Source organism: Achromobacter maghribensis, assembly GCF_057334215.1.
In genome coordinates, this window is record NZ_JBHFII010000039.1 from 124,755 (window position 1) to 148,867 (window position 24,113).

The window sequence follows — 24,113 nt, forward strand, 5'->3', positions numbered from 1 at the left end:
GGCGCACCGTGACCAGGAAGCCGTCGCCGATCAAGAGCTGGGTTTCGCCAAAGATGGGGCGTTCGGCTTCGACTTCGACCGTGATGGTCACGATGAGGACCATGTTGCCGTAGTCGATGATCTTCGGGCGGCGATGCGGTTCCAGCATCTCTTCCTGGTTCTTGTCGCAGGCGCCAAGTTCCCCTGTGATGCGCGCGAGCAATTCCGGCGTGGGATTGCGCAGGCCGATCCACAGCATGCCGGGCGGCTGGCCCTGGGGCTGGCTGTTGTATCGGCTGATGTACTGCCCCACCTCGTCGATGGGCACTTCACGGTCGCGCCGCCCATTCACATAGGCTATTGACGCAACCACCTCGCCCTTATGGGCGTCGACGAAACTGGGTTCAGCAGACATGGACTACCTCTGGCAATGCGATCCCGACCGGACAACTTATGGGCATCGGCCGATGATAGCCCAGCCTAGGAGAACAGGCTTCGCACCCGCTTGGTCACGTCGATGCTGGGCGCCTGCGGTTCCTTGGGCGCAGCGTCGGGCAGGCCGGGCAGCGCGGGCGCCTTGGGCAGGTGGTCGAACAGGGGCAGCATCGCATTGGTGATGTAGCGCGTGCGCGAACCATAGACGTGGCGGTCGCCCATGCCCGTCTGCTGGTGCACGTAGAACCGCTGCGGCACGATGAGTTGCAGGCGTTCCTTGGCGCGGGTCATGGCCACATATAGCAGCCGGCGCTCTTCTTCGATCTCTTCGGCCGTGCCGGTGCTCATGTCGGACGGGATGCAACCGTCGACGACGTTCAGCACATAGACGGCCTTCCATTCCTGGCCCTTGGCGGAATGGATGGTGGACAGGATCATGTAGTCTTCGTCGCGCGATGGAGCGCCAGATTCGTCGCTGGTGGCGTCGGGCGGATCCAGCGTCAGTTCCGTCAGGAAGCGCTCGCGCGACGGGTAGCCCGCCGCCAGCCGCACCAACTGGTCCAGATCGGTTTTACGCACCCGCGCGTCGTCGTACAGGCGTTCCAGTTGCCCGGCGTACCAGCGCAGCGCCAGGTCGACATCGGCCGGCCAGCGCAGGCCGGGATCGCACAACGCCGCATAGGTATCGGCAAACGCGCCCCACTCTTCCTGCGCCGCGGCTCCGGGCTTGAATTCGCGCAACGCGCGCAACGGTTCGGCGGATGCGGACATGGCGTCCATCAACTTGCCGGCCGTGGCCGGCCCGATGCCAGGCATCAATTGCGCCACGCGGAAACCCGCCATGCGGCCGCGTGGGTTTTCGGCCCAACGCAGCAGCGACAGCAGGTCCTTCACGTGCGCGGCTTCCAGGAAGCGCAAGCCGCCGAACTTCACGAAGGGGATATTGCGGCGGGTCAGTTCCAGTTCAAGCGCGGCGCTATGGCTGGCCGTGCGGAACAGCGCCGCCTGCGACTTCAGCGTGGCGCCGCCTTCGCGCTGGGCCAGCACCTGGTCGGCCACCCAGCGCGCCTGCCCGGCTTCATCGCTGACCGTCACCAGTTCGGGCAGTTGCGACGAGGCGCGGTCGGTCCAGAGGTCTTTGGCGAATCGTTCCGTCGCCAGGCCGATCACCGCGTTGGACGCGTTCAGGATGGGCTGGGTCGAGCGATAGTTGCGGTCCAGCGTGATGACGCGCGCGGGCTGCGGAAACTGGCCGGGGAAGTCCAGGATGTTGCGTACCGTGGCGGCGCGGAAAGAATAGATGGACTGGGCATCGTCGCCCACCACTGTCAGCCCGCGGCCGTCGGGTTTCATGGCCAGCAGGATGGCCGACTGCAGCCGGTTGGTGTCCTGGTATTCGTCGACCAGCACATGGTCGAAACGCGCACCCACGTCGGCGGCGATGCCGGGGTCGGACATCATTTCGGCCCAATACAGCAGCAGGTCGTCGTAATCCAGCACCTGCTGATCCTGTTTGGCGGCCACATAGCCGCGGAACAGGTTCTTCAATTCGTCTTCCCATTGGGCGCACCAGGGGAAGGAGGTCTTCAGCACGTCGGCCACCGGCGTCTGGCTGTTGACCACGCGCGAGTAGATGGCCAGGCAGGTACCCTTCAGCGGAAAGCGCGACTTGGTGGAGGACAGACCCTGTTCGTGCCGGACCATCCCCATGAGGTCTTCGGCGTCGCCGCGATCATGGATGGTGAAGGCTTCGGACAACCCGATGCGCAGCGCGCAATCGCGCAGCAGCCGCGCGCCGATGGCGTGAAACGTGCCGGCCCACGGCAATGACGGCGCTTGCTGCGAACCGCGCAGGTTCATGACCCGCTGCAGCACGGACCCCACGCGGCGGTCCATTTCCTGAGCCGCGCGGCGCGAAAAGGTCAGCAACAGCATGCGTTGCGGGTCGGCGCCGTTGAGGATCAGGTGCGCCACCCGGTGGGCCAGCGTATTGGTTTTTCCCGACCCGGCCCCGGCGATGACCAATAAAGGACCACCACCGCCCGACGCGCCGCCGATGCCGAATTCGGCGGCTTCACGCTGGGCGGGATTCAGGTCGGCCAGAGGGTCGGGGCGGCTATGGGATGGGGCGGGATTCTGATCGGGCATGACGCGTGGGAAGGGCCGCATGGCGCGCCGCAGGGAGCACGATGGCGGGCCAAATGACTGGCTATATATCCAGCTATCATAGCAGCGTGGCCGTTCGCCGCCGCCCCCGTACCCACCAGACCCTTTGCCCCATGCGTATCCTGACCGGCACCGCCTCCTGGACCGATCCCACCTTGTTGGCCTGCGGGCGCTTCTACCCGCCCGGGATGCGCAGCGCCGAAGCCCGGCTGCGGTTCTACGCCTCGCGCTTTCCCATGGCCGAAGTGGATTCCAGCTACTACGCCCTGCCATCGGCGGAAAACGCCTACCTGTGGGCGCAGCGCACCCCCGACGATTTTGTCTTCAACATCAAGGCCTTCCGGCTGTTCACGGGCCACCAGACGCCGCTTGCCGCGTTGCCTGCGGATATCGGCCGCGAACTGGCCGGCTGGCCGGACCCGGTCATCTATCACGACCAGATGCCCGACGATCTGCGCGACGAGCTCTGGCGCCGGTACCAACTGGCGTTGGAGCCGCTGCGGATGCCGGGCAAACTGGGCGCGGTGCATTTCCAGTTTCCGTCCTGGATCCGCCGCGATGCGCGTGGCCGGGCGCGCGTGGCCGATTGCGCGCGGCGCATGCAAGAACACCTGATCTCGGTGGAGTTCCGGCACCACAGCTGGTTCGAGAGCCCCGCCGCCACTGCGGACACGCTGGCGTTCGAACGCGACCTGGGCGTGGTGCACACCGTGGTGGACGCCCCCCAGGGCTTTGACAACACCGTGCCCGCCGTCTGGGAAAGCACCCACCCCGATCTGACGCTGCTACGCCTGCACGGCCGCAACGCCGGTGCATGGAATGTGTCCGGCACGGCGTCGTCGGGGCGTTTCCAATATGAATACACGGAACAGGAACTGGCCGAACTGGCCGAGCGGTTTTCGCGCCTGGCCACGCAAAGCGCGCAGGCCCACGCCGTGTTCAACACCAACTTCGAAGACCAGGGCATGCGCAACGCCGCCGCATTCGCATCCGCGCTGCTGCCGTTCTGAGGAATCAGGCCGCCGCAGGCTTACGAGCCACTTCCGCCAGGCTTTCCAGGAGCACTTCGAACTTGCGCGCGATGTCGTGTTCGGGCACACAGGCATAGCCCAGCAACAGGCCCGGCCGCCGGGCTTGCGCATTGACGTAGTAACGCGACAGCGCACGCGTCAGCACGCCTTTGCTGCGCGCCACGTCCACCACGCGCAGATCGTCCATATCCGCCGGCAGGGTCAGCACCAGATGCAGGCCCGCCATGCTGGCGTCGCGGTGCAGCCATTCCGGCCCCAGCCGACGTTCGATCAGGTTGACCAGCATCGCGCGGCGCCGGCCGTACAGCATGCGCATCCGGCGGATGTGGGCCGCGTAGTGGCCTTCGGCGATGAACGTCGCCAGCGCCGCGTGGGTCATCAGGTGGCCCTCGCGGTATAGCTCCGCGTGCGCCGCCTGGAACGCCGCGGTGAGCGGCTTGGGCAGCACCAGGTAACCCACGCGCAGGCCCGGGTACAAGGTCTTGCTGAAAGTGCCCATGTAGATGACAGGCGCATCCGGCTCCAGGCCCAGTAGCGACGCAATGGGACGGCCCGAAAAACGGAATTCGCTGTCGTAGTCGTCTTCGATGATCCAGCTGCCGCATTGGCGCGCAACCGCCAACAGCTGGCGGCGGCGGGTCAGCGACATGACGGGACCCAGCGGATACTGATGCGAGGGCGTGACGAAGATGAAACGCGGCGGCGTGTCCACGGCATCCGGCACCCGCATGCCCTCTTCGTCCACCGGCAGGTGCACCGTGCGCAGGCCGTTGACTTGCAGGATGGTGCGCGCCCCCCAATAACCCGGATCTTCCACCCAGGCGGTTTCGCCGGCTTCGCCCAGGATGCGGGTCGTCAGGTCGATGGCCTGATGGGACCCTTCCGTGATGATGATCTGTTCGGGATCGCAATCGATGGAGCGTGTCAGCGCCAGATGCTGGGCCAGCGCCTCGCGCAGCGCCGGCAAGCCGCCGCCGTAGGCATAAGTCAGCAGATCAGGAGACGGGTTGCGCCACAGGTTGCTTACGATGCGGCCGAACTTCTTGTGCGGGAATTCCGTCAGGTCGGGCACGCCAGGCATGAAGGCGCCCCATTGATAGGGCGAGGCCGATACGCCGTCGACGATGGCCGCGCCGCGCGGCGACAGCGCCGGACCCGGCTGCGACGCCAGCGGCTGGCGCAGGCGGCGGCCGCTGGCCAGGTAGGAGTCCGGCACCGACGCGTTGACGAACGTACCGTTGCCCTGGCGGCTGCGCGTATAGCCCTCGGCCAGCAGTTGGCTGTAGACGTGAACGACGGTATTGCGGGCGATGCCCAGCTCGGCGGCCAGGTCGCGTGACGCGGGCAGGCGCGAGTCCGCGGCGATGGCCCCGTCGAGGATCGCTTCACGGATGCCGCGATACAGCCGCTTGTTCATGGGCTCGCTGGATCCGTCGGCCAAGCGCAGCAGCAGCAAGTCACCTACAATGGACCGCAATTGGTTCTACCTGTTTTATTAAAGTGGTTCCCACAAATGGGGCCATCGTAGCATTAAATAAGGTTTTTCCCGCCCACCACGTTCCCCGAGGCAGAGATGAAGAATCAGGACCTGAATACCCGCCGTTCCTTGGCCACGCCGCGTGGCGTTGGCGTCATGTGCGACTTCTACGCGGTGCGCGCCGAAAACGCGACGCTGTGGGACGCCAACGGCAAGGAATACATCGATTTCGCGGGCGGCATCGCCGTGCTGAACACCGGCCACCTGCACCCCAAGGTCAAGGCCGCCGTGTCCGCCCAGCTGGACAATTTCACGCACACGGCCTATCAGATCGTGCCGTACGAAGGCTATATCTCGCTGGCCGAGCGCATCAACCGCCTGGCTCCCATCGACGGCCTGAAGAAGACCGCCTTCTTCACGACCGGCGTCGAAGCCGTTGAAAACGCCGTCAAGATCGCACGCTCGGCCACCGGCCGTTCGGGCGTCATTGCCTTTTCGGGTTCGTTCCATGGCCGCACGATGCTGGGCATGGCGCTGACCGGCAAGGTTGCTCCCTACAAGCTGTCGTTTGGCCCCATGCCGGGCGACATCTACCACGTGCCGTTCCCCAACGGCACGCAGTCCATCACCGTCGCGGATTCGCTCAAGGCGCTGGACCTGCTGTTCAAGTGCGACATCGACCCGAAGCGCGTGGCAGCGATCATCATTGAACCGGTGCAAGGCGAAGGCGGCTTCAACATCACCCCGCCCGAACTGATGAGCGCGCTGCGCAAGGTCTGCGACGAACACGGCATCTTGCTGATCGCCGACGAAGTGCAGACCGGCTTCGGCCGCACCGGCAAGCTGTTCGCGATGGAACACCACGCGGTGCAGGCCGACCTGATCACGATGGCCAAGAGCCTGGGCGGCGGCTTCCCGATCTCGGGCGTGGTCGGCCGCGCCGACGTCATGGATGGCCCGGCCGCGGGCGGTCTGGGCGGCACCTACGCCGGTAACCCGCTGGCGGTCGCCGCCGCGCATGCCGTCCTGGATGTGATCGCCGAAGAAAAGCTGTGCGAACGCGCCACAGTGCTGGGCGACAAGCTGCGCGCCCACCTGGAAGGCCTGCGCGCCAAGGTGCCCGCCATCGCCGACGTGCGCGGCCTGGGCTCCATGGTGGCGGTGGAATTGAACGACGCCAGCGGCAAGCCGGACGCCGAAGCGGTCAAGCGCGTGCAAGCCCGCGCGCTGGAACAAGGCCTGATCCTGCTGAGCTGCGGCGTGTACGGCAACGTGCTTCGCTTCCTGTATCCGCTGACCATCCCCGACGCGCAGTTCGACCGCGCGCTGGTCATTCTGTCCGAGGCGCTGGCCGCTTGATGTTCAGGGCCTGAAAGCCCGATCTTCGATCAGGCGGGCATGGCAATTGCGGGCGTGCTGCGGATTACCGCCACGCCCGCAGCCGTTTCCTGCCCTTTTTCGCATTTCATTCACGGAGACTTCGATAATGACCGCATTGACCCATCCCCTGTCGCGTCCTGAACTGTTGCGCGACGCCTGCTACATCGACGGCAAGTGGGTAGGCGCCGGCAGCGGCGCATCGATCCCGGTGGACAATCCCTCCACCGGCAAGACCATCGTGTCCGTGCCCAAGCTGGGCCGCAAGGAAACGGAACAAGCCATCGCCAGCGCGCAGGCCGCGCTGCCGGCCTGGAGCGCCAAGACCGGCAAGGAGCGCGCCGCGATCCTGCTGAAGTGGGCGCAACTGATGATGCAGAACCAGCAAGACCTGGCTGCCATCATGACGTCGGAACAAGGCAAGCCCGTCACTGAGGCCGCCGGCGAAATCGCCTACGCCGCCTCGTTCCTGGAGTGGTTCGCCGAAGAAGCCAAGCGCATCGACGGCGACGTGCTGCAAAGCCCGAAAGCCGGCCAGCGCCTGCTGGCACTGAAGCAACCCATCGGCGTCACCGCCGCCATCACGCCGTGGAATTTCCCGGCCGCCATGATCACCCGCAAGGTCGGCCCGGCCCTGGCCGCCGGCTGCACCATGGTCGTCAAGCCCGCCCAGCACACGCCGCTGACCGCACTGGCGCTGGCCGTGCTGGCCGAGGAAGCCGGCGTGCCGGCTGGCGTGTTCCACGTCATCACGGGCAGCTCGCGCGACATCGGCGCGGCCCTGTGCGAAAGCGAAGTGGTGCGCAAGCTGAGCTTCACCGGATCCACTGAAGTCGGCCGCACGCTGATGGAGCAATGCGCGCCCACCATCAAGAAGCTGTCGCTGGAACTGGGCGGCAATGCGCCCTTCATCGTGTTCGACGACGCCGACCTGGACCGCGCCGTGGACGGCATCCTGGCGTCGAAGTACCGCAACGCCGGCCAGACCTGCGTGTGCGCCAACCGCATCTACGTGCAAGCCGGCGTGTACGAGGAAATCGCCAAGCGCTTGGTGGCCAAGGTCAACGCCATGAAGGTGGGCGACGGCTTCGCCGACGGCGTGACGCAAGGCCCGCTGATCGACGCCAGCGCCGTCGAGAAGGTGCAGGAGCACATTGCGGACGCCACGTCGCACGGCGCCCGTGTGATCGCCGGCGGCAAGCCGCACGCGCTGGGTGGCACGTTCTTCGAACCGACCGTGGTGCGCGACGTGACGCAATCGATGCGCTTCGCGACCGAAGAGACCTTCGGCCCGGTGGCCCCGCTGTTCCGCTTTGAAACGGAAGAAGAAGTCATCGGGATGGCCAACGACACCATCTTCGGCCTGGCCGCCTATTTCTTCACCCGCGACTACGCCCGCATCTGGCGCGTGTCGGAATCGCTGGAATACGGCATCGTCGGCATCAACACCGGCTTGATCTCGAACGAAGTGGGTCCGTTCGGCGGTGTGAAGCAATCCGGCCTGGGCCGTGAAGGTTCCAAGTACGGTATCGAGGAATACCTCGAGATCAAGTATCTGTGCGTCGACTTGGGCTAAATCCGTCCCAGGGGATAGGCGGGATTGCCCCGCTTATCCCCACCAACTGTGGACAACCCGGCAGATAACTTCTGCACAGCCCGAAAAAGTCCTTTCGTTCCAGTGACTTGCGAAACGCGATCAAATGCCGCTCAGGCATGATAGATTTGCGCGTTCCCTGGACGAGTCAGTATGAGCAGAACGTTTACCCGCGAGGACACCCGCAAGCTTGCCGCCGTGCTGGCCGAAACCGCCCTGGCGGAGGTCATGCCACGCTATCGCAACCTGCCGGAAGGATCAGTCCGGAACAAGAGTTCACCGCGCGACCTGGTGACCGACGCGGACGAGGCGGCCGAACGCCTGATCGCCGCTCGCCTGTCCAAGCTGCATCCCGGCGCCGTGCTGATCGGCGAAGAAGCCTCGGCGCGCAACCCCGCCTTGCTGAACATGCTGGTGGACGCCGACCTGGCCTTCCTGATCGACCCCATCGACGGTACCCGCAACTATGTGGCCGGCCTGCCGCTGTTCGGCATGATGATCGCGGCGTGTCACCGCGGCGACGTGATCGCCGGGGTCATCTACGACCCGGTCAACCGCGACAGCGCGCTGGCCGTGCGGGGAGAAGGCGCCTGGATGGAATACGAAAACGGCCGGCAGGCGCCCCTGACGGTGGCCAGCCCGGCGCCCCCCGAGGACATGGATGGCCTGATCTCTACCGGCGCCCTGCCCGAGCCGCTGCGCACCGTCGTCAACGGCAATCTGTCGCGCCTGGGCAGCACCTCGTCCCTGCGTTGCGCCGCGCATGAATACCGGATGCTGGCGGCGGGCCATTGCCACGTGGCGCTGTACAATCAGTTGACGGCTTGGGACCATGCGGCGGGCTGGCTGCTGCACCGCGAGGCCGGCGGCTACGCCGCTCGCTTCGACGGGTCGCCCTACAAGCCCACGCACCGCACGGGCGGACTGCTTTATGCTCCGGACGCCGGCAGTTGGCACGCTGCCCGCAAAGCGTTGCTGGGCGACGGCATTGACGCCACGGAGCCCTGAAAAATCGGGGTTATCCCTAGGAATTATCCACAGTTCCTGTGGACAACCCTATGGAAAGGTCTGTAACAGCGCGAAAAATCCCTTACAGGGCAAGCACTTGCTTAGACCGGTCAAAAACCGGCCGGCAAAAACCGTGCCTACAGGGCGTCCAGCGCCACCGCGCAAGGCTGTTCCACCTTCAGCGTCAGCAGCGGATCCGCGCGGGTACGGCCCAGATTGATGGCGGCGATCGGCATGCCGTTGCGGGAGGCCGCCGTCACGAAGCGGTAGCCCGAATACACCATCAGCGATGACCCGACCACCAGCACCGCGTCGGCGCTCATCAGGCCGGCATTGGCCCGGTCGACGCGGTCGCGGGGCACGGTTTCACCGAAAAAAACCACGTCCGGCTTGACGATGCCGCCGCAGCGCGGGCAAGGCGGAACGGTGAACCGCGAGAAATCCTCGCCGTCCAGATCCGCGTCGCCGTCGGGCGCATCGGTGGCATCCAACGAGGTCCATTCCGGATTGCCGTGCTGCAGCTCGTCTTGCCAGGCTTGACGGCCGCCGCGCCAATCGCAATTCATGCAGCGCACCTCGTCCAGCCGGCCATGCAGGTCCACGACTTCGCGGCTGCCTGCGGCTTCATGCAGCCCATCGACATTCTGCGTGACCAGCACGGTGACGTGGCCATGCGATTCCAGACGCGCCAGCGCGCGGTGCGAATCATTGGGCTTGACGCTGCCGAAGCGCCGCCAGCCGACCATGCTGCGGGCCCAGTACCGCGCCCGCGCAAGGTCGTCTCCCATGAAGGTCTGCAGGGTCATGGGCGGCTTGCGCTTCCATTCGCCTTCGGTGTCGCGGTAGTCGGGGATGCCCGAGTCGGTGCTGACACCCGCCCCCGTCAGGACGAACAGCCGCGGGTGGCGGTCGATGAAGCCGCGCAGCGCGGCCAGATCCGAGACTCGTGTATCCATCCTGACTCCTCTGTCCTGGCCGTCCGCCCCGGCGGCGCCACGCGCTTGAAGGCAGCGCTCAGCCGCCCAGGCCGCAATCCGGCATGTCGCTGACCAGGCTGGCCTGCGTGACGTTGCTGCCCGGCGCCACGCTGCGCGTCAGCCAGACATTGCCGCCGATGGTCGACCCCTTGCCGATCGTGACGCGGCCCAGGATCGTGGCGCCAGCGTAAATCACGACGTCGTCTTCGATCAACGGGTGGCGCGGCAGGCCCTTCTTGAGCTCGCCGTTTTCACCGGGGGGGAAGCGCTTGGCGCCCAGCGTCACCATCTGGTAGAGCCGCACGCGGTCACCGATGATGGCGGTTTCGCCGATGACGACGCCCGTGCCGTGATCGATGAAGAAACTGCGGCCGATCGTGGCGCCGGGATGGATGTCGATGCCGGTGTCGGCATGCGCGATCTCGGCCACGATGCGGGCCAGCATGGGCACGTTCAGGCGATACAGGACATTGGCCAGGCGGTGGTGGATCATCGCCGCCACGCCGGGATAGCACAGCAGCACCTCGTCCACACTGTGCGCGGCCGGATCGCCTTGATAGGCGGCGGTCACGTCCAGGTCAAGCGCGGCACGCACGCGGGGCAGCTCGGCGCCGAACTGGCGCACGATCTCGATGGCGCGCCGCTGCGTCTCGGCCGGGTCCACGTGTTCATGGCGGCCCATGTACTGCAGTTCCAGACAGACCTGATGCAGCAGCGCATCCAGCGCAGCGCCGATGGTGTGCCCCACGTAGAAGTCTTCGACCTCTTCGCGCAGGTCGATCGGACCCAGGCGCATCGGGAACAAGGCGCCACAGAGGTCCTTGATGATCTGGCGCAGGCTTTCCTGCGACGGAAATTCACGCAAGCCCGAATCTTCACGCAGGCGGCCACGCGGACCGCGCCACGCGACACGCGCTTCGCGCAGGCCGGACACGATGCTGTCCAGGTTCCAGTGGGCCGGCGGCAAATAGGAGGGGCCGCTCATTGCCGCGGCTCCGGCAAGGCGCCGCTGAGTCCGGCATACGGATGGAATTCAAACATGGAAGTGCCTCACTGACGGTACAGGGCCCGGGCGGCCAGGCCGCCGGGCCATGTTGCTACGCAATAATCCCGTCAACTGTAACCGCTCGCGCCCTTTTTCCGTAACCCTTCCGACATGCCATTGGGGTTATGCGGCGGCCTTCCCCCGCCCCGGTGGTTCGTGCGCCGGTTGCGCCTGGGCGGGCCGTTCGCCGACCGGCCCCGCATCGCCTGGCTCCCCGTAGCCTTGCGGATTGCCTTGCTGCCAGCGCCACCCGTCCGCGCACATGGCGGCCACGTCGTGCGTGCTGCGCCATCCCAGCAGGGACGCCGCCAACGCCGGGTCGGCCCACATCCGCTCGATGTCGCCGGGCCGCCGCGCCTGGGTGCGCACGGGGATGCGGCAGCCATTGACCTGTTCAAAGGCCCGCACCAATTCCAGCACGCTGGTGCCCTGCCCCGTTCCCAGGTTCACCGCGACAAAGCCCGGATGCCCCTCGGAATACGCCAGGGCCTGCACATGGCCTTGCGCCAGGTCCATCACGTGCAGATAGTCGCGCACCCCGGTGCCGTCGGCAGTCGCGTAGTCGTCGCCGAATACGCGCAGGAACGGCTGCCGGCCCACGGCCACCTGGGTGATGAAGGGGAACAGGTTGTTGGGCAAGTCACGCGGGCTTTCGCCGATCAGCCCGCTGGGGTGCGCGCCGATGGGGTTGAAGTAGCGCAGCGTGACCGCGCTGAAGGCCGGGTCCGCCGCGCAGACATCGCGCAGTATCTCTTCCACCATCCATTTCGTGCGGCCATAGGGGTTGGTGGGCGCCAGCGGGTGGGCCTCGGTAAACGGCAGGTAGCGGGGTTCGCCGTAGACGGTGGCCGACGAACTGAACACCAGCCGCGCGACGCCGGTGTCGCGCATGGCGCGCAGCAGGGCCAACGACCCCGCCACGTTGTTGTCGTAGTACTTCAGCGGATCCGCCACCGATTCCCCAACCGCCTTGCAGCCCGCCAGATGCAACACCGCCTGCACCGGCTCCCCCCGCGCCGCGGCCTCGGCCAGCACCGATTCCATCAGGCCCGGGGTGCGGAGATCGCCCTCTATCAGCGGAATCGGAACGCCGCACAGGCGTTCGACCCGGTGCACGGCCTCGCGGCTGCCGTTGCTGAAGTTATCCAGCACCAGCGGCCGCTGGCCCGCCGCCAGCATCGCGACCAGCGTGTGCGTGCCGATATAGCCCGCGCCGCCCGTCACCAGCACATTCAGCTGTGGCATGCCCGTCCCCGTCAAAGATGGGCCGCCATGCCCGGCACCCACGCATGCCGCGAGCGCGGCGCCTGGGCATGGCCGCGATAGCGGTCGATCCAGTACGACGTGGACGCGTCATGGCCCCAGTCCACCACCCCGGCCGACACCGGAACCGCCAGCTCGCGTTCGATGCCGGTGGCCAGGCGCTTGCCCAATTCCACGCCCCATTGGTCGAAGGGATTGATGCCCCAGACCACGCTTTGCACGAACACCTTGTGCTCGTACAAGGCCAGCAGCGCGCCCAGCCCGCGCGGGTCCAGCTGGCGCAGGACGATCAGGGTCGACGGCCGCCCGCCCGGATGCACCATGTGCTGCGCGAGGCTTAGCGCGCGTTCCTGGTCGTCGATATGCGCCACATCCAGCAACGCCTCTTCCAGGCATTTGCCGCGTAGCAGCGCCTGCCGCTGCGCCAGGCAATTGGCCAGCAGCATGCGGTGCGCATCGGGGCTGTCGGCATGGCCCTGCAGGCTGGCGATGAAGTCGACCGGCGCACCCTCCTCGCTCTGGTGCAACCATTGAAAGAACGTGTGCTGCCCGTCGGTGCCCGGCATGCCCCAGATGATGGGCGCCGTTGGCACGCCGACCGCCGCGCCGTCGCCCGCCACGCGCTTGCCCAGGGATTCCATTTCCAGCTGCTGCAAGTACGTCACCAGATGCAGCAACCGCGCGCTGTACGCGGCGATGTTCAGCGAGTTGTGGCCCAGCACACTGCAATTCACCAGGCCCGCCAGGGCCAGCTGGATCGGCGCATTGGAGGCGAACGGCGCCTGCTGGAAATGCTGGTCCATGGCCTCGGCGCCCGCCCGCATGCCGATCAGCACGTCGGCGCCCACCGTCAACGCGATCGACAGCCCGGCGACCGACCAGACGGAATAGCGTCCGCCGACCCAGTCGCACATCTTGAACACCTGGCTGGCCGGCACGCCCAGGGCGCGCGCGGCGGGTGCATTCGCGGTAACCGCCGCCAGGTGTTCGGACACGTCCGCCACGCCACCTTGCTTGAGCCACGCAATGGCGGCCCGCGCGTTGTGCAGGGTCTCGGATGTCGTGAAGGATTTGGACGACACCACGACCAGGCAGCGGCGCGGATCCAGCCCCGCCACGGCGTCATGAAAGGCATGGCCGTCGATGTTGGACACAAAACGGATCTGGCGTCGTTGCGACGGCCCGCCAAACGCCTGAATGGCCAACCGCGGCCCCCAGTCGCTGCCGCCGATGCCGATATGCAGCACCGTGGAAAAGTCCGCCGTCTGGTCCAGCTTGCGGACGAAATCGGTCATGCGCGAATACTCGCAGACGGAATCCGCATCCTGGCCGTCCGGTTGCTCGCGGGTGCGGCCGGCGCGCAGCGCGGTGTGCCACGCCGGTTTGCCTTCGGTCCAGTTGACCGGGTCGCCCGCGAACAGCGCGTGGCGCGCGTCCGCCAACCCGCGCGCCTGCAGCAGGTTCAGCGCCGCCGCCTCCAAGGCGGGGGACTGCCGCTGCATGGTCAGGTCCACGCACAATCCCGCTGCCTCGATCACTTTCAACGTGCCGGCGTCCAGTCCGGCGCTTTGCGCCGCTTGCGCGAACGCCTGCCACTCGGGGCTGTGCGCCAAGCCGGAGTTCGCCCTTAACGCCTCAATCGCATAGTTGGCCTTACCCATCGCGTGATGCTCCTTAGAACGGTAAACGAACGTGAGGTGCAATGCGCCGGAACGCTTTGCGGAAGTCCTCCTCGATACGGGCCAATGCGGCCACGGTGTCTCCTTCAAAACGCAAAACCACCGTCGGCGTGGTGTTGGACGGACGCGCCAGGCCGAAGCCGTCGGCATAGTCCACCCGGACGCCATCCAGGTCGTTGATGGAGACCGCGCCAGGGAATTCCCCCTGTGCGCGCAACATGTCTACCAGTTCGAACTGTTCGCCTTCGGCGGTGTCCAGCTTGATCTCGGGGGTGGCGCAGGATTGCGGCAGGCTTTCCAGCAAGGCCGATGGGTCCGGCGCCGACGACAGGATTTCCAGCAGCCGGGCGGCGGCGTAAATGCCGTCGTCAAAGCCATACCAGCGCTCTTTGAAGAACATGTGGCCGCTCATCTCTCCAGCAAGCAGCGCTCCCGTCTCGCGCATCTTGGCCTTGATCAGCGAATGGCCGGTCTTCCACATGGTGGCCCGGCCGCCCGCTTCAACGATGGCGCGCGCCACATGCCGGCTGCACTTGACGTCGTAGATGATTTCGGCGCCCGGATTGCGCTCCAGCACATCGCGTGCGAACAGGATCAGTTGACGATCCGGCCAGATGATCTGTCCCGACTTTGTCACCACGCCCAGCCGGTCGCCGTCGCCGTCGAACGCCAGGCCCACTTCGCAGTCGGAATAGCGCAGGCAATAGATCAGGTCCTGCAGGTTCTGCGGGTCGGCCGGGTCGGGATGATGGCCGGGGAACGAGCCGTCCACTTCGCAAAAAAGTTCCGTCACTTCGCAGCCCAGCGCGCGGAACAACGCCGGCGCCACCGCGCCCGCCACCCCGCTGCCGCAGTCGATGGCGATTTTCATCGGACGCGCCATGCGGATGTCGCCAAGCAGGCGGGCGGCATAGCAAGGCTGGATCTGCATCTGCGTGCGCCCGCCCGACACGGCGGCGGATTCGATCGGCAGGCGCATCGCGTCGCGCAGGGCCGTGATGCCTTCGCCGTACAGCGAAGCGCCTTCCAGCACAATCTTGAAGCCGTTGTGCGCCGGCGGGTTATGGCTGCCCGTGACGGCGATGCCGGCGCCCGTGTCCATCAGGCGCGTGGCGAAATACACCATCGGCGTGGTGGCCATGCCAATGTCGATGACATGCATGCCCGCCGAACGCAAACCCGCCTGCAGCGCCGCCGCCAGCTCCACGCTGCTGATGCGGCCGTCGCGTCCCACCACGATCGACCGCGCGCCCTGCTGCCGCGCCTGAGTCCCCGCCGCCATGCCCAGGCTGTGGGCGAAGCGCGCATCGATTTCATCCGGCACCGTGCCGCGTATGTCGTAAGCCTTGAAAACCGCATCCAGAATTTGCGGGGTATCCCAGCCAAAAGTTCCGTGCATGCCAGTTTCTCCGGGTGGCGTTATTTGGGGCCGTTCTGTTTGAAATCGCCGTAATACGCCGCACGGGAATACCGATAGCTCCCATACTTGGAGCGGAAGCCGAATCGCTCCGGCATGAGCTTGAGGCCGTTGAACAGCACGCCATCCACTGGCGCGCCGGCCTGGATCAGCCGCTTGGCCGTTTCGCGGATCTCGCCCACGGTGTTCATCCCCGAACGCACGACCACCATGACCGCCGCCGCATGCGTGCCCACCACCGCCGCGTCGGGCGACGACAGCACGGGCGCCGTATCCAGGATCACCATGTCGTACTGCGACGCCAGCTCGCGCAGGGTCGCGCCAAACACGGGCGACGCCAACAGCTCTGAAGGATCGAACGTCACCGCGCCAGTGGCGATGAAGTCCACGCCTTCGGACACGCTGTGCTTCCTGACACGCGTCAGCGGAATCGTGCCCGCCAACACTTCAAACAAGCCGTCCTCCTTGGGCACGCCGAAGTAGCGGTTCAATTGGCCCTTGCGGAAGTCGGCGTCGATCAGCAGCACGCGCTTTCCCACGCCGCCCTGGATGAAGGCAAAGTTGGCCGACAGGAACGACTTGCCCACGCCCGCCACCGGGCCGGTGAACATGACCATGTTGTTGGCGGACTGGCGCAACGACGCCTGCAGCACATTGCGGAACGAACGCAGGCTTTCAATGGGCGGCGCGTTGCCCTGGCTTTGCGCCAACAGCGCGGGTACCGTCGCGTTCTTGCGGCGGCTGCGGCGCCACAGCTTGTCCTGCATGTCGCTGTACGGAATGGCGGCCAGCACCGGCAGCCCCGTATAGCGCTCGACATCGTCGGGTTCCGACAGTCCGCCGAACAGTGCATTGCGGACGAAAGCGCACAGCATGCCGAAGATCAGGCCGATGACCGTGGCCACGCCGAGGATGATCGCGGCTTTGGGGCGCACGGGGCGGTCGGGTTGCACGGCCGCGTCCAGGATGCGCACGTTGCCCACCTTGCCCGCGCGGATCAGGCGCAACTGCTGTGCGTTGTTCAACAGACCGGTGTAGAGCTCGGTGTTGACGCGCACGTCGCGCACCAGGCGCACGACATCCTGCTCAAGATCCGGCAACTGCTTGATGTTGTTGCCGATGCGGCTGACGTCGCCGGAGAGCGACGTGATCTGGCGGTCGATGGCCACGATGCTGGGATGGGTCGGCGCAAAGCGCGTGATCAGTTCCTGCCGCTTGGAGCGCAGCTCCATCACCTTGGTCTGCGCATCCACCGACTGCGCCAGGATCAACTTGGCTTCTTCGCTCAGGTCGATCGTGCCGCGCTTGTTGCGCAAGGTGTTGTACTTGGTCTCGGCGGCATCCAGCTCTCCCTTCAAGATAGGCAGCTGCTGCTCCAGGAACGTCAGCGACTTCTCGGCCTGGGCCGACTTCCGGTTGACGTTCTGCTGCACGTATTCCTGGCCGATCTGGTTCAGCACCGCGGTCGTCAGCGCGGGATCATTGCCTTCCAGCGTGACGCCGATCACGCCCGAGGCGCGGCCGCGCTCGAAGATGCCCAGGTGCGACTGCACGTCTTCGATAGCCGCCAGACGCGACGTGCGCGACACGGTGAATTCCGTGCCGGGACGGCCGGCCAGGGCGTCGATGTGTACGTCCATGGCGCCGCCGCCGGGCAACATGAAATGCTCGGGCTTGCCGACGGTGCCGGTGAACGTGGCGCCCGTGAATTTGTCGGCCAGCGTGTAGCGGCCTTCGCCCAGCGCAGTTACGCGGAAGGGCTTGCCCAGCCATTCGTTGGGCACGTCCAGCTGCGAGATTGCGATGGATTCCCCGCCCCACGCGTATCCGCCGCGCGGCAGGCTGGAGGGATATGGCAAGGCCTCATAGCGCTGCGCCAGCCATTCGCCCACGACGGGGAAATAGCGCGGCTTCGCGTGGATGTAGAGCAGGAACTTGTCGACCGCCGGGCCCACCACCATGCGCGAGCGCAGCACTTCCATTTCACCGGAGGTCTCGGCCTTGGTATCGAACATGGCCGAAACGTCGCCAAGCAGGCTACGCGCCTGGCCATTGGGCATTTCCTCTTCGACCTGGACGATGATGTCGGCCGAATAGACCGATGGGGTCACCATCACATAGGCCAGCGCGCCGAAGAAGGCGAGCAACGTGATCGCGATGATCATCCACCGGTTCGACACGATGGCGTCCACATGCGAGGACAACGGGGTTTCCTGCTGGCGAGCCGGGACGTTCGGCTCGAATGATTCGATGGGCAACGACATGCAGCTCTCCAGACGTGGGCGCCGCTGCGGTTGCGGCGCCCCCAAAGGCGTTGGTTTAGGGTCTGGCGACCCCGAAAGGCGGACTAGTCGATCGATTTCACGGTCTGTACCGTTTGCGCGCTCGGGAACAGGTTGCTGATGAAGCGGTTCCACCGCACCAGCGCTGCCGTATCCACGAACACGACGTCTTTGGGTTCCAGCTCGAACTTCGCTCCTACGGCCAGAGCTTGCGGCGACTTGGCGTTCAGGTGGAACACCTGCGGCGTCGCTTGCTCGGTACTGCGGACCACAAACACTTGCGACGCGTCGGCCGTGAGCTGGTTCGGACCTCCTGCTATGCCCAGCGCCTCGGTCAACGACATGCGTCCGTCGCGCATCACCACCGTGGTGGGCAGGAACACTTCGCCCATCACGAACACCTTGCTGTCGTCGCGCGGCGTCACACGCACGATGTCGCCCGACTTCAGCATGACCTGATTCAAGTCCTGGCCTCGCTCGATCAGCGCGGGCAGATTCACGCGGGTACGGCGGCCTTCACGAATCACATAGACGGCGCTGCGGTCGGCGGTGGGCAACAAGCCCCCCGCGCGGTTGACCGCTTCAAGCAGGGTCATCGGAATGTCGTTGATCGCTACCGTGCCCGGCAACTTGACCTCGCCTTCGACGTAGACGCGCTTGCTGCGATAGCCAAGCACGCGTACCGTGATCTGGGGATCCTGGATGTACTTGCCGGAACTATTGACTATGAGATTGCGCGCCTGAAGTTCCGTCAACCCCGCCACTTTCAGCAATCCCGTATAGGGAAATTGGATATATCCCGAGGATGACACCGTATAGCCCGGAATGCCCGAGGCGGTATCCCCCATGACTAGTTCGGTTACCCCAGTCCCGATAGCGTAGGTTTGCGTCGGAAGGACGAGCTCGGGGTGATCCCACACCACGATGGAGAGGATGTCTCCGGGACCGATGCGGTAGGGCTCGACGCTGCCGACCAGGCGGTTCACGCCGTCGTTGTCGATCAATGCCTGGCGCGCGCGCAGGTCGTCCACGACCAGCGACGGCGTGATCTCCTTGATCGGCGCGACGGAGTTCGGATCCAGGGGATCTACAAGGTGGCCGGCGTTGAAGGTCATACCGGGTGACAGGGCGCAAGCGCCTAGCGAGGACACGAGCGCGATAGCGGCGATGGCTCGGCTCAACGTTCCGAAAAATGTCGTCATGGCAAATCCACTGTGAATGACTTCGTTGCTTGGAATGGAGCCCGATGCGTAACGGGTTGCGACATTCCACTCTCTTTTCGAAGCCCCGCACATTCGACGGATGCCCTAAGCCTTCTCCTACATCGTTTGGAGGTTTCGGGTACGCCTTGCACTCAATAAGATTTCGTCGGTAGCCCCATGTTTTGCGGCACTGCATCGTTTTTTTTTGGCCGCAAGAAGAAGACTCCCCACGAACAGGAGTGCGCGATGGACCCGTCCAACACGGACACGTCGGCAAGATTCAGCGGGGCAAGCTATCTGTACCGCTTGCTCGACGCCGCGATCGTCATCACCTGCGGCCTGACTGCCACCGGCTTGAAATTCTCGGACGATGCTCTGGCGGATCCTCCGCAGATTCATCTGTTCCTGATCTATTTGTGCGGCCTGGGCGTCATCGCCATCTTCCCGGCGTACCGCCTCTATGTGTCTTGGCGCGGCCGCCTGCTGACGGATCTGGTGGTGCGCAGCCTGATGGCCTGGGCCACCGTGTTCGCGCTGGGCATTCTTGTCAGTTTTCTCATGCACCAGACTGCCGCGATATCGCGCATATGGGCGGCTACCTGGTTCGGCATGACCGCGCTGACGCTGGCCGGCGTGCGCATCGCCGTGTATGCGGCGCTTGGGGCCGCGCGCGACCGCGGGCTGAACAAGAAGAATGTCTTGCTGGTGGGATTCGGCGCACTGGGCCATGACCTGTGGCGCCGCGTCGAACGGTATCGGGGCGCGGGCTACAACGTGGCGGGCATCTACGCCGAGCCGCATGAGAGCCTGCCGCCGCAAGTACGCCGCCTGCATGACCTGGATAACCTGCACGCCTTCGTCCACGAGCACAACGTGCGGGAAATCTGGATCGTCCTTCCGATGGAGGCGGGCCAGGAGCTGCGTGAAGTGCTCTACCACCTGCGCAACGACCTGGTGGATATCCGCTGGATTCCCGACGTGATGTCGATCCAGTTGCTGGGCCACCGGATCGGCGAATTCCTGGGGCTGCCCGCCATCCAGCTCAACAGCCTGCCGGCCGCCGGCGTGCGCGGCTGGGCCAAAGAGGTCTTCGACCGCGGATTCGCCTTGTGCGCGCTGATCGGGCTGTCGCCGCTGATGATATCCATCGCCCTGATGGTGAAGCTGACGTCCCGTGGCCCCGTTTTCTTCACCCAGCCGCGCCTGGGCGTGGATGGCAAAGTGTTCCACGTCTACAAGTTCCGCACCATGACCGTGCACCAGGAACATGGCACGGTGACGCAGGCGACGCGCAACGATTCCCGCATTACCCGTATTGGCGGCTTTCTGCGGCGCACCAGCCTGGATGAGCTGCCGCAGTTCCTGAATGTGCTGATGGGCGACATGTCTGTCGTCGGACCCCGTCCGCACGCGCTGGAGCACAACGAAATGTACAAGGACCTGGTGCAGCGCTACATGATGCGCCATCGGGTCAAACCGGGCATCACGGGCTGGGCCCAGGTCAATGGGTTCCGCGGACAGACGGACACGCTGCGCAAGATGAGCGACCGCGTCGAGCACGACATCTACTACATCCAGCACTGGACGTTTCGGATGGACCTGCTGATCATCGCGCGCACGGCCGTGTCGGGATGGACGGGCCGCAATGTCTACTAAGCCTTTGGGATGGCCCGGGCAAGACGCCCGGGCGGATACGGCCCCGGACGGCATGCTGGCGCAGGCCGACTTCCGCCAGGCGGTCGAGATGCTGCCGCTGGTGTCCATCGACCTGCTGCTGCGCGACGCCAAGGGCCGTTACCTGACGGGCCTGCGGACCAACCCGCCCGCCCGGGGCGCCTGGTTCGTGCCGGGTGGCCGCATCCGCAAGAACGAATCGCTGCGCAGCGCGCTGCGCCGTATCGCCCGCGACGAACTTGGCCTGCCCATCGCGGCCGAGGTCTGGACCCCGCGCGGCGTGTACGAACACTTCTATGGCACCAATTTCGCGGGTGAAGCCGGACGCTCCACCCATTACGTCGTCCTCGCCTTTGAGGCCGAACTGTCGTTGAACGCCGCAAGCCTTCCTCAGGCCCAGCACCGGAGTTACCGCTGGCTGCCTGCGGAAGAGATCGCCGCCGACCCCGGCGTGCATCCGTACACCCAGGCCTACTTCAAGGAGTGAGCGCCATGACGAATCCCCCTCCCCCCTACCGGGCTGTCATTCTTTGCGGCGGTTCCGGTTCGCGCCTGTGGCCGTTGTCGCGCGAACTGCTGCCGAAGCAGTTCATCCGTTTGACCGATGCCCGCAGCCTGTTGCAGAACACGCTGCTGCGGTTGGGGTCGGCGGGCGCCCAGGCCAAGCCGATGCTGGTCTGCAACGACGCCCACCAGTACATCGCCGCCGAACAGGCGCTGGAACTGGGCATCAAGGACGCCGAGGTGATCCTGGAGCCCTTCGCGCGCAATACCGCGCCAGCGATCGCCGCGGCCACGCTGCGGGCCATGCGCGGCGGCGAAGACCCCATCATGCTGATCATGCCGTCCGACCACGTGCTGGAAGACGGCCCGGTGCTTAGCGCCGCCTTCGCCGACGCCTACGAGGCCGCGCGCCAAGGCGCGCTGGTGACGTTCGGGATCACCCCGACCGCGCCGCTCAGCGGCTACGGCTATATCCAGTCGGAAGAGCCCGGCGTGATGGCGCCGGCGCGCCGCGTGCGCCGCTTCGTGGAAAAGCCGTCGCCGGAAGTGGCGCAACGCTTCATCGAAGACGGCGGCTACTACTGGAACAGCGGCATGTTCGCCTTCCAGGCCTCGGTCTTCCTGGCTGAAATGGCGCGCCTGGCGCCGAAGATGCTGGAACAGGTGCAGGCCGCCGTCGCCACCGGCCACGGGGAAGACGGGCTGTTCCACCTGGACGGGCCGTCATTCGAGGCTTGCCCCAGCGATTCCATGGACTACGCCATCATGGAACGCACGGACAGCGCCGTCGTCATCCCGCTGGCGGCCTCGTGGAGCGACGTCGGCGCCTGGGACGCCGTCTGGGGCATCGCCCAGAAGACGGAGGAAGGCAATTCGACCACCGGCGACGTCATGGTGGAGGACTCGCGCAACTGCCTGATCCACTCCACCAGCCGGCTGGTCGCTTCGGTGGGCCTGGACGACATCGTGGTGATCGAAACGGCCGACGCCGTGCTGGTCGCCCATAAGTCGCGGTCTCAGGACGTCAAGCGCCTGGTCGAGATCTTCAAGACCCAGCACCGGTCCGAACTGAACCACCACCGCGAGGTGCAGCGCCCATGGGGGTCCTACGACTCGGTGGGCCACGGGCCGCGCTACCAGGTCAAGCGCATCACGGTGAAGCCGGGCGCGCGCCTGTCTTCCCAGATGCATCACCATCGGGCGGAACACTGGATCGTGGTGTCCGGCACGGCTCGCATCTACAACGGCGACAAGCAGTACCTGCTGACCGAGAACCAGTCGACCTACATCCCGCTGGGCGAAACCCACAGCCTGGAAAACCCGGGAAAGATCCCGCTGGAGATCATCGAGGTCCAGTCAGGCGCGTATCTCGGCGAAGACGACATTGTCCGCTTCCAGGACATGTATGGAAGAGTATGAGCCCCCACGCCACACGCGCTCCGCGCGTTCGCTGCCCCCCGAGGGGGCGCCTTTTGCCTTGGGGCGGCCCGGCGGCAAAAGCACGTTTTGGAAGGTGGGGGTCGCGCGAGCTTGCCTGCCTCTGGCGGCCGTGTTCTTCGCCGTGCTGGTGACCGTGGGCAATTTGCCGGGGCTGGCGGCCGACATGTCCGATGCCTTCGGCGACAAGCGCCTGCATCTTGTGGCCTACGCCTTCCTGGCCGCGTTGATTTACCTGTCGGTCAACCGGCGCCCGGCCCTGGTGGCCATGCTGGTCGTCACGGCGTTAGGTGCGCTGGATGAATCAATCCAGTCCTTTTTTCCCTATCGACAGGCTGAACTCTTAGACCTTTTGGCCGATATCTTGGCGGCTGGTGCAACAGTAATCTCATTGCACATCGGTTCCGCAGCCTTCGGCTCCTTTCGTGAAGTCACTAAGTCTTAAGGATACAACCATGCCAAAACGGGCACTGATTACCGGCGTTACCGGCCAAGACGGGGCCTATCTGGCGGAGTTCCTGCTGGCCAAGGGCTATGAGGTCCACGGCATCAAGCGGCGTGCTTCGCTGTTCAACACCGCGCGCATCGACCACCTGTACCAGGATCCCCACGACAAGCCGCGCAATTTCGTGCTGCATCACGGCGACATGACCGACTCGTGCAGCCTGATCCGCATCGTGCAATCGGTGCAGCCCGACGAGATCTACAACCTGGCCGCGCAAAGCCATGTGGGCGTCTCGTTCGAAGAACCCGAGTACACCGCGAATGCGGACGGGCTGGGCACCTTGCGGCTGCTGGAAGCCATCCGCATCCTGAAGCTGGAGGAAAAGGCGCGCTTCTACCAAGCCTCCACCTCGGAACTGTATGGCCTGGTGCAGGAAACCCCGCAGAAGGAAACCACTCCCTTCTACCCGCGCAGCCCCTATGCCGCGGCAAAGCTATACGCCTATTGGATCAGCGTGAACTACCGCGAAGCGTATGGGATGTACGCCTGCAACGGCATTCTGTTCAACCATGAATCGCCCAAGCGCGGCGAGACCTTCGTCACCCGCAAGATCACGCGCGGCCTGGCCCGCATCGTGCTGGGACTGCAGGAATGCCTGTACCTGGGCAACCTGTCGGCGCTGCGGGATTGGGGCCACGCCCGCGACTACGTCGAAATGCAGTGGTTGATGCTGCAGCAGGACACCCCGGAAGACTACGTAATCGCCACGGGCATGCAATACAGCGTACGCGAATTCATCAATACCGCGGCGCGCGAGCTGGGCATCCTGCTGGCCTGGGAAGGCGAAGGCCTGGAAGAAACGGCCACCGTGCTGTTCTCGCCGGTCCATGACATCAAGCCCGGCCAAGTGATCGTGCGCGTGGATCCCCGGTACTTCCGTCCGACCGAAGTGGAGACCCTGCTGGGCGACCCCACCAAGGCGCGGGAAAAGCTGGGCTGGTCGCCGCGCACCACGTTTGCGCAGCTGGTCAAGGAAATGGTGGAAAGCGACCTGAAGGATGCGCGCCGCGACGCCCTGGTCGAACAGAACGGCTACGAAATCTACGCCTACAAGGAGTAGC

General features: G+C 65.5%; 18 protein-coding genes and 1 pseudogene. 9 read left to right on the plus strand and 10 right to left on the minus strand.

What is annotated here, in order from left to right; genetic code table 11:
- Positions 1-394, minus strand: a pseudogene (locus ACE039_RS16165) (magnesium and cobalt transport protein CorA); the annotation flags it as partial.
- Between the two features lie 65 nt (positions 395-459).
- A complete protein-coding gene (locus ACE039_RS16170) occupies positions 460-2,562 on the minus strand; it encodes an ATP-dependent helicase (protein ID WP_448710718.1) in 2,103 nt (700 codons plus the stop codon).
- Positions 2,563-2,693: 131 nt separating this feature from the next.
- Between ACE039_RS16170 and ACE039_RS16175 the strand changes: the two genes are divergently transcribed.
- On the plus strand, positions 2,694-3,590 hold the full coding sequence (locus tag ACE039_RS16175; RefSeq protein WP_485822814.1) for a DUF72 domain-containing protein: 897 nt from the start codon (positions 2,694-2,696) through the stop codon (positions 3,588-3,590).
- Between the two features lie 4 nt (positions 3,591-3,594).
- On the opposite strand, the gene pdxR is transcribed toward ACE039_RS16175, so the two are convergent.
- Positions 3,595-5,088 (minus strand): MocR-like pyridoxine biosynthesis transcription factor PdxR, encoded by a 1,494-nt coding sequence (gene pdxR / locus ACE039_RS16180; protein ID WP_485822815.1) that lies wholly within the window; start codon positions 5,086-5,088, stop codon positions 3,595-3,597.
- A gap of 96 nt (positions 5,089-5,184) precedes the next feature.
- Here pdxR and ACE039_RS16185 point away from each other — a divergent pair, with 96 nt between their 5' ends.
- The 3 genes from ACE039_RS16185 to ACE039_RS16195 all read left to right on the plus strand — a co-directional run bounded on the left by ACE039_RS16185 (position 5,185) and on the right by ACE039_RS16195 (position 9,067).
- Entirely contained in the window at positions 5,185-6,447 is a 1,263-nt protein-coding gene (locus ACE039_RS16185; RefSeq protein ID WP_105556598.1) for a 4-aminobutyrate--2-oxoglutarate transaminase, read from the plus strand.
- Positions 6,448-6,574: 127 nt separating this feature from the next.
- Entirely contained in the window at positions 6,575-8,041 is a 1,467-nt protein-coding gene (locus tag ACE039_RS16190) for an NAD-dependent succinate-semialdehyde dehydrogenase (RefSeq protein WP_485822816.1), read from the plus strand.
- Between the two features lie 171 nt (positions 8,042-8,212).
- Positions 8,213-9,067: an inositol monophosphatase family protein gene (locus ACE039_RS16195; protein ID WP_313460360.1), complete on the plus strand. Its 855-nt coding sequence runs from the start codon at positions 8,213-8,215 to the stop codon at positions 9,065-9,067.
- Positions 9,068-9,204: 137 nt separating this feature from the next.
- Here ACE039_RS16195 and ACE039_RS16200 read toward each other — a convergent pair whose 3' ends face one another.
- From ACE039_RS16200 to ACE039_RS16230, 7 genes are all read right to left on the minus strand, one after another.
- Positions 9,205-10,023, minus strand: a complete 819-nt coding sequence (locus ACE039_RS16200) for an NAD-dependent protein deacetylase (protein WP_448710711.1) — start codon at positions 10,021-10,023, stop codon at positions 9,205-9,207.
- A 58-nt stretch (positions 10,024-10,081) separates the two neighbouring features.
- Entirely contained in the window at positions 10,082-11,029 is a 948-nt protein-coding gene (gene epsC / locus ACE039_RS16205; RefSeq protein WP_448710710.1) for a serine O-acetyltransferase EpsC, read from the minus strand.
- A gap of 183 nt (positions 11,030-11,212) precedes the next feature.
- The gene (gene galE, locus ACE039_RS16210) at positions 11,213-12,334 is read right to left on the minus strand and encodes a UDP-glucose 4-epimerase GalE (RefSeq protein ID WP_485822817.1); all 1,122 of its coding nucleotides are present in this window, start codon (positions 12,332-12,334) and stop codon (positions 11,213-11,215) included.
- Positions 12,335-12,345: 11 nt separating this feature from the next.
- The gene (gene pgi / locus ACE039_RS16215; protein WP_313460369.1) at positions 12,346-14,013 is read right to left on the minus strand and encodes a glucose-6-phosphate isomerase; all 1,668 of its coding nucleotides are present in this window, start codon (positions 14,011-14,013) and stop codon (positions 12,346-12,348) included.
- A 13-nt stretch (positions 14,014-14,026) separates the two neighbouring features.
- Entirely contained in the window at positions 14,027-15,430 is a 1,404-nt protein-coding gene (locus ACE039_RS16220; protein WP_485822818.1) for a phosphomannomutase/phosphoglucomutase, read from the minus strand.
- Between the two features lie 20 nt (positions 15,431-15,450).
- Positions 15,451-17,712, minus strand: coding sequence for a GNVR domain-containing protein (locus tag ACE039_RS16225; protein WP_105557580.1), 2,262 nt, complete (start codon positions 17,710-17,712; stop codon positions 15,451-15,453).
- Positions 17,713-17,795: 83 nt separating this feature from the next.
- Positions 17,796-18,932, minus strand: coding sequence for a polysaccharide biosynthesis/export family protein (locus ACE039_RS16230; RefSeq protein ID WP_485811506.1), 1,137 nt, complete (start codon positions 18,930-18,932; stop codon positions 17,796-17,798).
- A 246-nt stretch (positions 18,933-19,178) separates the two neighbouring features.
- Here ACE039_RS16230 and ACE039_RS16235 point away from each other — a divergent pair, with 246 nt between their 5' ends.
- From ACE039_RS16235 to gmd, 5 genes are read left to right on the plus strand one after another with little or no spacing between them, the layout of a single operon-like run.
- Positions 19,179-20,588 carry an undecaprenyl-phosphate glucose phosphotransferase gene (locus ACE039_RS16235; protein ID WP_105557578.1) on the plus strand — a complete coding sequence of 470 codons (1,410 nt, stop codon included), beginning with the start codon at positions 19,179-19,181 and terminating at the stop codon, positions 20,586-20,588.
- Between the two features lie 52 nt (positions 20,589-20,640).
- Positions 20,641-21,093, plus strand: a complete 453-nt coding sequence (locus tag ACE039_RS16240) for a GDP-mannose mannosyl hydrolase (RefSeq protein ID WP_485822863.1) — start codon at positions 20,641-20,643, stop codon at positions 21,091-21,093.
- A 5-nt stretch (positions 21,094-21,098) separates the two neighbouring features.
- The gene (locus ACE039_RS16245) at positions 21,099-22,529 is read left to right on the plus strand and encodes a mannose-1-phosphate guanylyltransferase/mannose-6-phosphate isomerase (protein WP_448709000.1); all 1,431 of its coding nucleotides are present in this window, start codon (positions 21,099-21,101) and stop codon (positions 22,527-22,529) included.
- Complete coding sequence (locus tag ACE039_RS16250; RefSeq protein ID WP_485822819.1) at positions 22,516-22,992, plus strand: VanZ family protein; 477 nt, start codon at positions 22,516-22,518, stop codon at positions 22,990-22,992. Before ACE039_RS16245 ends, ACE039_RS16250 begins: the two co-directional genes overlap by 14 nt.
- 10 nt (positions 22,993-23,002) lie before the next feature.
- Positions 23,003-24,112 carry a GDP-mannose 4,6-dehydratase gene (gmd, locus tag ACE039_RS16255; RefSeq protein WP_105557575.1) on the plus strand — a complete coding sequence of 370 codons (1,110 nt, stop codon included), beginning with the start codon at positions 23,003-23,005 and terminating at the stop codon, positions 24,110-24,112.
- Position 24,113: the final 1 nt, after the last annotated feature.